Source organism: Klebsiella sp. 141203 (genome assembly GCF_032601985.1).
Classification (GTDB): domain Bacteria; phylum Pseudomonadota; class Gammaproteobacteria; order Enterobacterales; family Enterobacteriaceae; genus Klebsiella; species Klebsiella aerogenes.
Genome location: NZ_JAQIRL010000003.1, coordinates 673,596 through 686,736 on the forward strand (window position 1 = coordinate 673,596; position 13,141 = coordinate 686,736).

At 59.5% G+C, this 13,141-nt stretch carries 12 protein-coding genes; 3 read left to right on the forward strand and 9 right to left on the reverse strand.

Annotated elements, in window-relative coordinates:
* Window positions 1-4 precede the first annotated feature (4 nt).
* Window positions 5-2,233, forward strand: a complete 2,229-nt coding sequence (gene hypF / locus PGR29_RS15770) for a carbamoyltransferase HypF (RefSeq protein WP_316424822.1) — start codon at window positions 5-7, stop codon at window positions 2,231-2,233.
* A gap of 1 nt (window position 2,234) precedes the next feature.
* Window positions 2,235-3,248: a HoxN/HupN/NixA family nickel/cobalt transporter gene (locus PGR29_RS15775; protein WP_316424823.1), complete on the forward strand. Its 1,014-nt coding sequence runs from the start codon at window positions 2,235-2,237 to the stop codon at window positions 3,246-3,248.
* A 460-nt stretch (window positions 3,249-3,708) separates the two neighbouring features.
* On the opposite strand, the gene norW is transcribed toward PGR29_RS15775, so the two are convergent.
* Window positions 3,709-4,842 (reverse strand): NADH:flavorubredoxin reductase NorW, encoded by a 1,134-nt coding sequence (gene norW / locus PGR29_RS15780; RefSeq protein ID WP_316424824.1) that lies wholly within the window; start codon window positions 4,840-4,842, stop codon window positions 3,709-3,711.
* Window positions 4,839-6,287 (reverse strand): anaerobic nitric oxide reductase flavorubredoxin, encoded by a 1,449-nt coding sequence (gene norV / locus PGR29_RS15785; protein ID WP_316424825.1) that lies wholly within the window; start codon window positions 6,285-6,287, stop codon window positions 4,839-4,841. Before norV ends, norW begins: the two co-directional genes overlap by 4 nt.
* 187 nt (window positions 6,288-6,474) lie before the next feature.
* Between norV and norR the strand changes: the two genes are divergently transcribed.
* Window positions 6,475-8,025: a nitric oxide reductase transcriptional regulator NorR gene (gene norR, locus PGR29_RS15790; protein ID WP_316424826.1), complete on the forward strand. Its 1,551-nt coding sequence runs from the start codon at window positions 6,475-6,477 to the stop codon at window positions 8,023-8,025.
* On the opposite strand, the gene gutQ is transcribed toward norR, so the two are convergent.
* The 7 genes from gutQ to srlA form a co-directional block, all read right to left on the reverse strand.
* Entirely contained in the window at window positions 7,988-8,953 is a 966-nt protein-coding gene (gene gutQ / locus PGR29_RS15795; protein ID WP_087859297.1) for an arabinose-5-phosphate isomerase GutQ, read from the reverse strand. The two genes, norR and gutQ, sit on opposite strands and share 38 nt — an antisense overlap.
* Window positions 8,946-9,719 (reverse strand): glucitol operon DNA-binding transcriptional repressor SrlR, encoded by a 774-nt coding sequence (gene srlR, locus PGR29_RS15800; protein ID WP_032708956.1) that lies wholly within the window; start codon window positions 9,717-9,719, stop codon window positions 8,946-8,948. The genes gutQ and srlR overlap by 8 nt, the downstream gene beginning before the upstream one ends.
* Window positions 9,720-9,786: 67 nt before the next feature.
* Window positions 9,787-10,146 (reverse strand): transcriptional regulator GutM, encoded by a 360-nt coding sequence (gutM, locus tag PGR29_RS15805; protein WP_101739302.1) that lies wholly within the window; start codon window positions 10,144-10,146, stop codon window positions 9,787-9,789.
* Between the two features lie 124 nt (window positions 10,147-10,270).
* Window positions 10,271-11,050, reverse strand: a complete 780-nt coding sequence (gene srlD / locus PGR29_RS15810) for a sorbitol-6-phosphate dehydrogenase (RefSeq protein WP_213793444.1) — start codon at window positions 11,048-11,050, stop codon at window positions 10,271-10,273.
* A 12-nt stretch (window positions 11,051-11,062) separates the two neighbouring features.
* Window positions 11,063-11,425, reverse strand: a complete 363-nt coding sequence (gene srlB / locus PGR29_RS15815) for a PTS glucitol/sorbitol transporter subunit IIA (protein ID WP_113374629.1) — start codon at window positions 11,423-11,425, stop codon at window positions 11,063-11,065.
* Window positions 11,426-11,438: 13 nt separating this feature from the next.
* Window positions 11,439-12,410 carry a PTS glucitol/sorbitol transporter subunit IIB gene (srlE, locus tag PGR29_RS15820; RefSeq protein ID WP_316424829.1) on the reverse strand — a complete coding sequence of 324 codons (972 nt, stop codon included), beginning with the start codon at window positions 12,408-12,410 and terminating at the stop codon, window positions 11,439-11,441.
* Window positions 12,407-12,970: a PTS glucitol/sorbitol transporter subunit IIC gene (gene srlA, locus PGR29_RS15825; protein ID WP_087859294.1), complete on the reverse strand. Its 564-nt coding sequence runs from the start codon at window positions 12,968-12,970 to the stop codon at window positions 12,407-12,409. Before srlA ends, srlE begins: the two co-directional genes overlap by 4 nt.
* Window positions 12,971-13,141: the final 171 nt, after the last annotated feature.

The following is a 13,141-nucleotide window of genomic DNA, read 5'->3' on the forward strand; positions in this document are numbered from 1 at the left end:
CCGCATGAACGGGGTGCAAATCCGCATTCGCGGTAAAGTGCAGGGGGTGGGTTTCCGCCCCTTCGTCTGGCAACTGGCGCGACAAATGGCGCGCGGCGGCGATGTCTGTAACGACGGCGACGGCGTGCTGGTCAGGCTGATCGGCGACGACGGTGGTTTTACCGCCGCGTTGGCCCGTCACTGTCCGCCGCTGGCGCGTATTGACAGCACCGACTGCACCCCGTTTCACTGGCATAAGCTTCCTCAGGATTTCACCATTCGCCACAGCGGCGGCGGCAGTATGCGCACGCAGATTGTTCCCGATGCCGCAACCTGCCCGGCGTGCCTGGCGGAGATGAACGATCCGCAAGAACGCCGTTACCGTTACCCCTTTATCAACTGTACCCACTGCGGGCCGCGTTTCACCATTATTCGCGCCATGCCATACGATCGTCCCTTTACGGCGATGGCGCCGTTCCCACTTTGTCCGCGCTGCGCTGCCGAGTACCGGGAGCCTGCCGATCGCCGTTTTCACGCCCAGCCGGTGGCCTGTGCCGATTGCGGCCCACAGCTGGAGTGGCGGGCGGGAACGCTAACGCTATTCGCTGAAGCGGCGCTGCAGGCGGCCATCGCGCGGCTGGCTGCGGGCGATATTGTGGCGATAAAAGGGATTGGCGGTTTTCATCTGGCCTGCGATGCCGGTAATAGCGTGGCGGTGGCAGCGCTGCGCGCGCGAAAACGGCGCCCGGCAAAACCGCTGGCGGTAATGCTGCCGACGGCCACGGGATTACCCGCCGCGGCGGCAACGCTGCTGCGCTCGCCCGCCGCGCCGATTGTATTGCTGGCTAAAGCGCAGGTTCCCGGCCTGTGTGACGAGATTGCGCCAGGGCTTGCGGAAGTTGGGGTGATGCTGCCGTCTAATCCGCTGCAGCATTTACTTCTGCAGGCGCTGGCGCGCCCGATAGTGATGACCTCCGGCAACCTCAGCGGCCGCCCTCCGGCATTGAGTAATCGCGAAGCGCTCACCGACTTAGCCGATATCGTCGACGGTTTTCTGCTACATAATCGCGATATCGTGCAGCGTATGGACGATTCGCTGGTGCGCTCAAGCGGTGAGATGCTGCGCCGCGCCCGTGGCTATGTGCCGGATGCGCTGCCGCTGCCGCCGGGCCTGGATAATATTCCGCCGTTGCTGGCGCTGGGGGCGGATATGAAAAATACCTTCTGTCTGGCGCGCGGCGACGAGGCGGTGCTGAGCCAGCATTTTGGCGATCTCGGCGAGGAGGGCGTCGAGCAACAGTGGCGCAGTGCGCTGCAGTTAATGCAGAGCATTTATGCATTTGCGCCGCAGCGGATGGCGGTTGACGCCCATCCCGGCTATCGCTCGACACGGTGGGCGGCGTCAATGTCGTTACCGGTCGAGCCGGTACTGCATCACCATGCCCACGCGGCGGCTTGCCTGGCGGAACACCGCTGGCCGCTCGACGGCGGCGATGTGATTGCCCTGACCCTTGATGGCATTGGCATGGGGGAAAACGGCGCGCTGTGGGGCGGCGAATGCCTGCGGGTGAACTACCGCGAATGCGAACATCTTGGCGGCCTCCCGGCCGTGGCTCTGCCGGGCGGCGATCTGGCGGCGCGCCAGCCGTGGCGAAATTTGTTGGCCCAGTGCCTGGCATTTATTCCCGACTGGCAGTCATACCCGCAAACCGCCGCGCTGGGGCAGCGAAACTGGCCGCTGTTGGCGCAGGCCATCGAACGCGGTATTAATTCGCCGCGCGCCTCTTCCTGCGGACGGCTGTTTGATGCCGTCGCCTACGCGCTGGATTGCGCGCCGGAGAGCCTGAGCTACGAAGGCGAGGCGGCCTGTCGGCTGGAGGCGCTGGCCGCCAGCTGTCCGGGCGTCAGCCATCCGGTCACGCTGCCCTGGCGCGGCGGCGAGCTGGATTTAGCCACCTTCTGGCGACAGTGGTTGCGCTGGCAGGCGACGCCCGCGCAGAAAGCCTGGGCCTTTCATGATGCGCTGGCCTGCGGGCTGGCGGCGCTGGCGCGCGACCGCGCCGCTTCCCGCGGGATAGCGACGATCGTTTGTAGCGGCGGCGTACTGCATAATCAGCTGCTCGCCGCCCGCCTCAGCGATTACCTCTCTGATTTTACTTTGCTTTTGCCGCAGCAGCTTCCCGCTGGCGATGGCGCGATCGCCTACGGTCAGGCGGTGGTGGCCGCCGCCCGCTGGCAGTCTCAAAGGATTTAAGATGATAACGATGATTTTACGCCAACAGCCGCGTGCGGCGGCGCTGGTATTGGGACTTATCGCCGCGAACGCCCTGGCCTGGCTATGGGCGTTTCAGGCGTTTGGCGATAGCGGGGCATTGATGGCCGCCAGTCTGCTGGCCTGGGGTTACGGTCTGCGCCATGCGGTCGACGCCGACCATATTGCGGCGATTGATAGCGTCACCCGCAAGATGATGCAGCAGGGGCGGCGGCCGTTTGGCGTCGGGGCGTGGTTTTCGCTAGGGCATTCGTCGATCGTGGTGCTGGCGTCGGCGGCGATCGCCGCGACGGCCACCGCCTTCAGCCAGCAGATGAGCTGGCTACACGAAACCGGCAGCGTGATTGGCACTGCGGTATCGGCGCTGTTTCTGCTGGCAATGGCGCTGGTCAATCTGGTGATTTTGCGCAGCGTGTGGCGCAGCTTCCAGGCATGGAAGCGCGGTGAAAAGGTCAGCGACGAAATCGTTAGCGGCGGCGGTATGATGAGCTGGCTGTTTGGCAAGACCTTCCGGCTGATAAGCCGCAGCTGGCAGATGTATCTGGTGGGCTTTTTGTTCGGTCTTGGCTTTGATACCGCCACCGAAATCGGCGTGCTGGGTATTTCCGCTGCCGGCGCGTCGAGCGGCATTTCGATTTGGTCGATTATGGTCTTCCCGGCGCTGTTCGCCAGCGGTATGGCGCTGGTGGATACGCTTGATAATGTGCTGATGGTCGGCGCCTACGGCTGGGCGTTCAGCAAGCCGCAGCGCAAGCTCTATTACAATATGACCATCACCGGTACCTCGGTAGTCGTGGCGCTGTTTATCGGCGGCCTGGAAGCGCTGGGGCTGTTAATGGATAAGTTCGCCCTAAGCGGCGGGGTGTGGCGCTGGGTAGGAGCGTTAAACGACAACCTCGGCGATGCCGGGTTTGTGGTGGTGGGGCTGTTCGTCGTTTGTTGGGCGCTGTCGGTGCTAAATTATCGCTGGCGCGGCTACGATAATTTGGCGCGCTAGCCTGGAAAACAATCACCTCACCAGAACTGTAAATACTGTTATCGGTTTGCAACTTTTTCGCTTGAAAAAACGTTTATCGCGTGTCGCTTCAGAGGATATTGCGCTCCCGGTTAATTTTTCTGCAATATGTTTTCCGTAGCGCAGGGAGCGCACAGGGGGCGGCCAGTCGCCGCCGCCCCCTGTACCCCCGGGCTCTGGCCGCCAAAATCGCCACTTCGTGGTGCCTTCGACTTATCCCGGCAGGCTTCGGGTCGGGCCGAGGCAGCGTCCTTGCAAAACACGGCCCTCAGCCCGCATCCATGCGGGCTGCCCCGGCCTTCCGGTAACGTCTCAGCGATTTTGAGGCCACCAACAGCGGCAGTTTCAGCCAGCATGGTGAATAAATTAAAGGCAGGCCGCACGGACCGTAGGCCGGGTAAGCGTAGCGCCACCCGGCAAAACAGGGTCGCCTGGACGGTAATCACCTTACCAGTTGCTTGAGCAGCACAAAAGCTTCCTTCATTTTGTCTTCACTCACCACAAAGGCCCGCAGCTGGTTTTCGGCATCCAGGCCTTTCGCCACCAGCCCCTCTTTGGCGGCCACGATATTCCACGTCAGATCGTCGCGGCGGGTGTCGCCGGCCAGATGCAGCGGCAGATCCGGTGTTTTCACTTTCACCAGCATTGGCGGCAATGTGAGCTCGCCCGCTTGCGCCAGCAGGTTTTTACTCAGGCACATGGCGCTGAGTAAAATCGGCTGCAGGAACGGCAGTACCGTACCGTTGATTTCCGCACAGTCGCCGAGCGCATAAATCGCCGGGTCGCTGGTTTGCAGTTGGTTATTGACCACCACGCCGCGGTTAATCTGCAATCCGGCATGGCGCGCCAGCGACGTTTCCGGGCGCAGGCCGGCAGCGGCCACCACCGCATCGACGGTTATCGCGCGCTGGCGATCGAGGCTGACGCGAATGCCGTCGGCGGTTTGCTCTAACCTCTCAAGCTGCGTTTTGAGCATCAGATGTACGCCCATCTCGGTAAGCCGATGCTGTAGGCGGCTGCTGGCTTCCGGCGGCATCAGCGCCGCCAGCACGCTGGCTGAGTTATCGACTACCGTTACCGCTTTACCGGCGCGACAGAAATCCATCGCCAGTTCGCAGCCAATCAGGCCGCCGCCGACGATCAGCACGCGCTTCGCGTCGTGCAGCTGGCTCTGCGCTGCGCCATATTCGCGCTGGCTGTTCAGCGTCAGCATCAGCTCGCGTCCCGGCACCGGCGGGATAAACGGCGTCGCGCCGGTGGCCAGCACCAGTTTGTCGTAGCGCCACTGGTTATCCTGGCTCTTCACTAACCGGTTTTCGGCGTCGATATCGCTTACCCAGGTATGGGGAAACAGACGCAGATTGTACTGCTCTGCGAACTCGCCGGCGCTTTGCAGGGTCAGATCGTCGGCCTTCTGCCCGCGGCTGATGACATGGCTGAGGTCCGGTTTGTTGTACTCATCCATGCTATCGGCGGCGATTAACGTCAGCGGGATTTGCGTATCCTGCTTACGGATATTTTTCACCAGCTGGCGGGCCGCGAAGCCCGAGCCGATGATGACGATGCCATCACTCATTTTGCCTCCGTCGCCAGTACGTCAAAGACATCTTTGCCAAGAGAACACTCAGGGCAGAGGAAATTGTCCGGCACTTCACTCCACGACGTACCCGGCTGTACATCTTGGTTAGGTTCGCCTTTCGCCGGGTCATAGACCCACTGGCACACGCTGCACTGCATCATGGGACCGAGATCGGCGGCCGCGGCGGCGGCGCAGGCGCAGTCTTGTTGTTCCGGCGTTGTCGCTGCTTCAGCAACAGGCAGCGGCGAGAGGGCCCACTGGCGGGCGATGTCGCGTCCGTGTTGGCGGCACAATTCCAGCGCGTCGATATCCGGGCGCCATTTGGCTTTCAGGCTCAGCGACATCTCAAAACCGGCATCCTGCAGGCGGGTGGACAGACGGTCTACCGCGCCGCCGCTCCAGCCGTGTGAGCCAAAGGCGCTGGCGCGTTTATTGCGAAAACGCAGCCCGGTCATCTCTTCCACCAGCCCGGCGATTTTCGGCATCATCACGTTGTTCATGGTGGAGGTGCCCACCAGCACGCCTTTCGAGCGGAAAACATTGGTGAGAATGTCGTTTTTGTCGCTGCGGGCGACGTTGAAGATTTTTACCGCTACCCGCGGGTCGACTTCAGTGATCCCCTGAGCGATGGCGTCCGCCATCATGCGGGTGTTATTGGACATGGTGTCGTAGAAGAGAGTGATGCGATCTTCCTGGTAATCCGCCGCCCACTCGAGATATTTCTCGACGATTTGCGTCGGGTTATCGCGCCAGACCACGCCGTGGGAGGTGGCAATCATATCCACCGGCAGGTTGAAGCCGAGGATTTCAGTAATTTTCGGCGTCACCAGGCGGCTGAAGGGCGTCAGGATGTTGGCGTAGTAGCGCTGGCACTGTTCGTACAGTTCAATCTGGTCCACTTCATCGTTGAACAGGTGTTCGTCGCAGTAGTGCTGGCCGAAGGCGTCGTTGCTGAACAGCACCGCGTCGCCGGTCAGGTAGGTCATCATGCTGTCAGGCCAGTGCAGCATCGGCGTTTCCACGAAGATCAGCTGTTTACCATTACCGATATCGAGAGTATCGCCGGTTTTCACCACGTGGAAGTTCCACTCCGGATGATGATGGTGGCCGTTGATCGAGTCGATGGCGTTGGCGGTGCAGTAAATCGGCGTATCCGGGATCTGCATCATCAGTTCGGTCAGCGCGCCGGCATGGTCCTCTTCGGCGTGGTTAATGACGACGTAGTCGAGGTCAGCCAGATCGATTTCGCTGCGCAGGTTCTGCACGAACTCGCGGCTGAATTTATGATCGACGGTATCGATCAGCACGTTTTTCTCTTCGCGGATGAGATAGCTGTTGTAGCTGCTGCCGCGCAGCGTTTTATATTCGGTGCCGTGGAAATCACGCACTTCCCAATCGCGTTGGCCAACCCAAAGAATGTTATTTTTAACCGCAATAGACATAGCAACCTCAATCAATACAGTGTGTTTAAACTCAGTTGATTGGCTTATATCAAGTTGCATGCCAACTTTTTAATTCATTGATAACTATCTATTTTTAATTTTTTATGATTTTTGTTGCTGTCAAAATGACAATGATTAAAATAGTCGATATGACAATGCGTATTGTCAAAATGACAATGGAGCGGCAATGAGTTTTTCCGTCGACGAGCTGGCGAGAATCGCCATTGATTTACAAAGCGATATTGGTCACACCGACCGTTTTTCGCGTCTGATTACTACCCTGCGGCAGATTCTCGGCTGCGATGCCTCGGCGCTGCTGCGCTACGAGGCGCATCAGTTTGTGCCGCTGGCGATCGATGGCCTGGCGCAGGATGTGCTCGGTCGGCGCTTTGCCCTGGAAGGACACCCGCGGCTTGAGGCGATTGCGCGTGCCGGGGATGTGGTGCGCTTCCCGGCGGATAGCGATCTGCCTGACCCCTACGACGGGCTGATCCCCGGTCATGAGAGTCTGAAGGTTCACGCCTGCGTTGGCCTGCCGCTGTTCGCAGGGCAGACGCTGATTGGCGCGCTGACCCTTGACGGCATGGATGCCGACCGTTTCGATAGCTTTAGCGATGAAGAGCTGCGGCTAATTGCTGCGCTGGTGGCTGGCGCCTTGAATAACGCGCTGCTCATCGCCCGTCTTGAAGCGCAAAACGTGCTGCCGGCGCAGCCGGTGCATTACGCGCAGCCTGAGCGTCAGGAGATTATCGGCCTGTCGGCGCCCATGCTGCAGCTGAAAAAAGAGATCGATATCGTCGCCGCATCAGATTTAAACGTGCTGATAAGCGGCGAAACCGGCACCGGTAAAGAGCTGGTGGCGAAGGCGGTGCATCAGGGGTCGCCGCGAGCCGCCAATCCGCTGGTCTATCTCAACTGCGCGGCGCTACCGGAAAGCGTGGCGGAGAGCGAGCTGTTCGGCCATGTGAAAGGGGCATTTACCGGCGCTATCAGCAACCGCAGCGGTAAATTTGAGATGGCTGATAACGGCACCCTGTTCCTTGATGAAATTGGCGAACTGTCGCTGGCGTTGCAGGCGAAGCTGCTGCGCGTGCTGCAGTATGGCGATATTCAGCGCGTCGGCGATGACCGCAGCCTGCGGGTCGATGTGCGGGTGTTGGCGGCGACGAACCGCGATCTGCGCCAGGAGGTGGTGGAAGGGCGCTTTCGCGCCGATCTGTACCATCGGCTGAGCGTCTTCCCGCTGTCGGTTCCGGCGCTACGCGAACGGGAAAACGATGTGGTGCTGCTGGCGGGCTATTTCTGTGAGCAGTGCCGCCTGCGGATGGGGCTGGCGCGGGTCATTTTGGCTGAGGCGGCGCGAAACAGGCTGCAGCAGTGGTCCTGGCCGGGCAACGTGCGCGAACTGGAGCATGCTATTCACCGGGCGGTAGTGCTGGCGCGGGCCACCCAGACCGGCGATGAAGTGGTACTAGAGCCGCAGCATTTCCAGTTTGCGGTGGCAGCGCCGATGTTGCCGACTGAGACGGCCGCAGCGGCGCCCGCGACGGGAAACGTCAATCTGCGCGAGGCGACCGACTCTTTTCAGCGAGAAGCGATTAGCCGCGCGCTGGAGGCGAACCAGCGCAACTGGGCGGCGACCGCCCGTGCGCTGGAACTGGACGTCGCCAACCTGCATCGGCTGGCGAAACGTCTGGGGCTTAAAGGATCCCTGCCTGGTAAAAGTTCTGCAGGTTGATGGCGCCGACCAGCAGGCCGTTTTCATCCACTACCGGCGCGGCGCTGATTTTATGTTTCATCAACCGCTCTTTGGCTTCCACCGCGCGACTTTCCGCCTGCAGCGTCACGCCGTTGCGGGTCATCGCCTGAGTGACGCCATCGTTGAGCGTACCGCCAGCAACCAGCCAGCGGCGCAGGTCGCCGTCGGTGAAAACGCCCTGCACGCGGTTGGCTTCATCGCAGACCGCCACCAGGCCGAGCCCGGTTCGGCTTAGTTCAAGCATGGCGTCCATGACGTTGGCGTCAGCATTGACCCGCGGCACTTCTTCATCGCGGCGCATCAGATGATGCACTTTGTTCAGCAGCCGCGCGCCGAGGGCGCCCGCCGGGTGGGAACGGGCGAAATCTTCTTCATTGAAACCGCGCGCCTGCATCACCGCCATCGCCAACGCGTCGCCCAGCATCAGCGTGTTGACGGTGCTGGAGGTCGGTGCCAGATGCATCGGACAGGCTTCGCGCTCTACGGCGATATCCAGCACCGCTTTCGCCGCCAGCGCCAGCGGCGAGGTGGATTTGCCGGTCATCGCCAGCAGCGGAATGGATTTCTCTTCCAGCCGCGGTACGATGAGATCCAGCTCTTTCGCGCTGCCGGAGTAGGAGATAAACAGCATCACGTCGCGGCTATCGAGCATGCCGAGATCGCCGTGCAGGGCTTCCGCCGGATGGACGAAAAAGGCCGGGGTGCCGGTGCTGGCGAAGGTTGCCGCTAGCTTTTTACCGATGTGGCCGGATTTACCGATACCGGAGACAATCAGTTTGCCCTCGCAGTGGATGATGGTTTCCGCCGCGCGGATGAAGTCGTCGCCCAGGCGTTCCGGCAGGCGGCTCGCCTCCTGCAGCTCAAGCATCAGGGTCTGGCGTCCGGCCTCTAACAAAAAGTTACTCATGATGTTCTCCAGTAATAATGACTTCAATACCTTTGGCTTCCAGCGCCCGCTGGAATTCAGGGTCAATATCGGCATCGGTAATCAATTTATCCACGCGTTCAAGGCCGCAGACAATGTTGGGACTTTTACGGCCAAACTTGGATGAGTCGGCCATCAGGATCACTTCGCGGGCGGCGTTACACATCGCCTTACTTACGGTATAGACCTCGTTAAAGGTGGTGACGCCCGCGACCAGATCAATGCCGTCGGTGCCCATAAACAGCTTGTCGAAGCTGAATTGTTCGAAGGCGTTTTCCGCCAGTTGGCCGTGAAAAGAGGCTGATTTTTTACGGAAGGTGCCGCCCGGCATCAGGATGGTCTGCTCGTTATCGAGCTCGGAAAGCGCGTTGACGATATGCAGGCTGTTTGTCATCACCGTGATGTTATTGAAGCGGCTCAGCAACGGCACCATCTGCAGCACGGTGCTGCCGGCGTCGAGGATAATTGAATCGCCATCGTGGATGTATCGCACGGCGGCCTCGGCAATCTGCGCTTTCTTGTGGGTGTTGATCAGCGTCTTGTGGTCGATAGGCGGGTCGGCCTCGTCTTTATTTAACACTACGCCGCCGTAGGTGCGGATGACGGTCCCGGCATTCTCCAGTATCACCAGATCCTTACGGATAGTGGTGCCGGTGGTGTCGAAGTGTTGCGCCAGCTCTTCGACCGAGCATTTGCCCTGCGATTGCAGGTACTCGAGAATGGCTGCCTGGCGCTGACGTGGTTTCATAGGCGTTGTATCCTGCGTTTAAGTTTCGAAGTGATAATTTCGCAAGATATTAACTTTCACAACGAAATTATGCATGTTTCGGATTAAGCGCTAATGATAGTGCATTCTGACAGAGCGGATCATTGGGAAAGATCACATCAGGCTGCAATTCCTCGAGATGTTTACCGCTAAGCATGGGGATTTTTTGCGGGCTGGCGAAGACGGTGAGTCCCTTCATCAACAGCGTATCGCAAATACGATCGTTTTCATCGACGGCGATAGCGACAATCGCGCGCGGTTTAAAGCGCCCGGAGGAACGGCCTACGCCAACGCGGCCCTGCTGGCAAAGGCTATCAAAGGCGCGATTGAAGCGGCGGATCTGCCAGCCGCCGAACGCCAGTTGGCAAAGCCAGGCAATAGCGGCGACGGTAATGAGTGCGGTAACCATAATGTCTCCTGAAGGTGTGATGCCGGGTACAACCCGGGTACCGTTTTTTGTCGGGTGGCGGCTAACGCCTTGCCCGACCTACAGTTTTGTTGCCCGGATAAGCGCAGCGCCATCCGGGAACCTTTTAAAACATCACCTGGCCGCCGGTGACGTTAATCGACTGCCCGGTGCAGTACGACGCCTGCGGGCTGGCGTAGAACATCAACACGTTCAGCACATCCTGGTAATCGCAGCCGCGTTTCAACGGCACCTTATCGATGTAGTACTGCTCGACTTCGCTCTCATCAATGCCGAGCTTGGTGGCGTACTGCGGCAGCAGCGACTGGAACATCGGTGATTTCAACAGATTGCCGAGCATCAGCGAATGCACGGTAATGCCGTATTCCGCCAGATCCAGCGCCAGCGACTGGGTAAGCCCGACGCCGCCGAACTTCGCCGCGCTATAGCCTGAGTTATGCTTACTGCCGACTTTGCCGGATTTCGAGTTGATCTGAATGATGCGACCTTTAATGCCGTCGCGGATCATCAGCCGTGAGAACTCGCGGGCGCAGAGGAAATAGCCCACCAGGTTGACCTGCAGCGAGCGGTCAAAATCGCCCAGCGCGAAGTCGCTAATAAACGCGGCCTTAGCGATACCGGCACTGTAGACCAGGAGATCGACGCGCGTGAAAATCTCATCTACGCCGTGGGCCAGGGCCGTGACGCTGGCTTCGCTGGTGGCGTCGGCGCCGAAGCCGTATGCCGTACCTTCGCCATATTCAGTGTTGATCTCCTGGGCGACGCGGTTGGCTTTTTCACTTTGGATATCAACCACCGCCACGCGGTAGCCCTCGGCGGCCAGACCGCGGCACAGAAACTCTCCTAAGGTTTGTCCGCCACCAATGACAACAGCAACCTGATTCATCTTTCTCTCCTTCTAAGCAACAAATTTCAGTACGCAGCCGGTCGCGATGGCGTCCGGCACCGGGCCCGCGACGTGAACGGTTCCGGGAAACTCCGCCTGACGATGACCGTCAAAGCGCAGGGTGATGTGGCCCAGCTCGCGCAGGTTTTGCTCGGCGACCTCGCCGACGGCGGTCACCGGATAATGCCGATCGCCGAGCTGTAGCTCTGCGCCCGGGCGCAGCGCGCCGCATAGCTCACCGTGGTTGTGAATAAAGCAATACTCTTCGATATCCGCCGGTGCGCCTTCGCGGAAGGTAATGAGCATCTGTTCTTCCAGCGCCGTCGCCGCGCTGGCGCCGATACGGGTAATGGTGGTGTGGTAAATGACGGTCATCTTCAGGAACCTCTTATTGGTAAATAAATCCGGAAACGAACCACGCGATCAGCACGGTTGGCGCGCCGGTGAGGAAGCGGCTGACCAGTACCGACGGCACGCCGACGCGTACCGTCTCCTGACGGGCTTCGGCCAGCGACAGGCCTACCGGGATAAAATCGCAGGCGGCCTGGGCATTAATGGCAAACAGCGCGGGTAGGGCGAGATGCGGTGGAATGTTGCCCAGACCGATCTGGACGCCAATCAGTACGCCGATCACCTGGGCTATAACCGCGCCGGGGCCGAGAAACGGCGATAACAACGGGAAGGAACAGATCAGCGCCAGCGTCACCAGCCCCAGCGGATGGCTGGCGAGCGGCGCCAGGCCGTGGGCAATCCAGTCGCCGATGCCGGAGGCCATGATGATGCCGATCAGCGCCGAGACGAAGGCCATAAACGGCAGAATGGTTTTCAGCACCGTATCAATGGTGTCACGCCCGGCCTGGAACAGTACCGCCACTACCGAACCCATCCCCATCCCGACCTTAGCCAGCAGGCCGTCGCTCTGTTCGGTAATCTTCTTGCTGGTATCGTAATCGCGGCCCGCGGCGGGGAGTGGTTGCACTGCCGTCTCGCCGCTATCTTCCAGCAGTTTGATGTTCTCTTCTTTTACTCCGGAGACGTAAATATCTTCGACGATGTACTGCGCCAGCGGCCCGGATTTACCGGTGGCGTGGATGTTGATGGTCGGAATACGGCGCTTCGGGTAGAGGCCGCAGCGCAGGGTGCCGCCGCAGTCAATAATGGCGATGCCAATTTCGCTTTCTGCCGGTTCACCTTCTTTAAATCCATCAACCGCCTGCCAACCGGTCAGGCTGGCGAGCGTATCGACGATCGCCGGGCGGGTGCCTGCGGTGATATAGACAATCTTTTTGCCCTCAACGATGTCGAGCTCAAGCGGGCCGCCCCAACCGCCGGTCCCTTTTTCAATACGAATACGGGTCATGATGTCGCTCCTGACAGATGCACTTTCTGGTCAAGTTGAATCGCCATTTTTCTTTCGAAAATAGAGGTGGTCAGGTCGGTGATCCAGCCGCGGAAGAAGTTGGTCACCAGGCCAACCAGCAGGTAGCTCACCGCCAGCGGGCCAAGCGGCAGGCCCAGCGTGGTGAGGCCGTTGGCGATGCCGAGATAAACAAACAGCTCGCCGGGGTTGATGTGCGGAAACAGCCCGTTCATCGAATGACAGCTATAGGAGGCCGCCGCGTAGTAGCTCGGTTTGTATTTCTCCGGCATAAAGCGGCCAAGGCTTAAGGTCATGGGGTTGCAGAAGACAAAGGTACCGATGCAAGGCAGCAGCAGGTAACGGGTAAGCGGGTTGCCGGCGCAGCGCTGCGCCAGCTTTTCGATCCGCTGCTGGCCGATAAAGTTGATCAGCGCGTTCATGATCACCAGCAGGCTTATCAGCAGCGGCAGGATCCCGGTCACCATACCGGTAAACACCTCGCCGCCTTTCTGAAACAGGCCGATGAACCACTCAGCGCCATGGGTAACGATTTCAATCATTGTTCTCTCCTTCAGCGTATTATTTTTCTTGCTAACTGGAGGCTGATTTTAATCACTTTGAAAGGTTTAAAAGTGTTAAATTGATCGCAAAATGAAAGATAAATATTTTATTTTGAAAGTTTGTGCGCGATGAGTGAAAAAATTAACGTGCAGATCGAACTCGGAGAACGT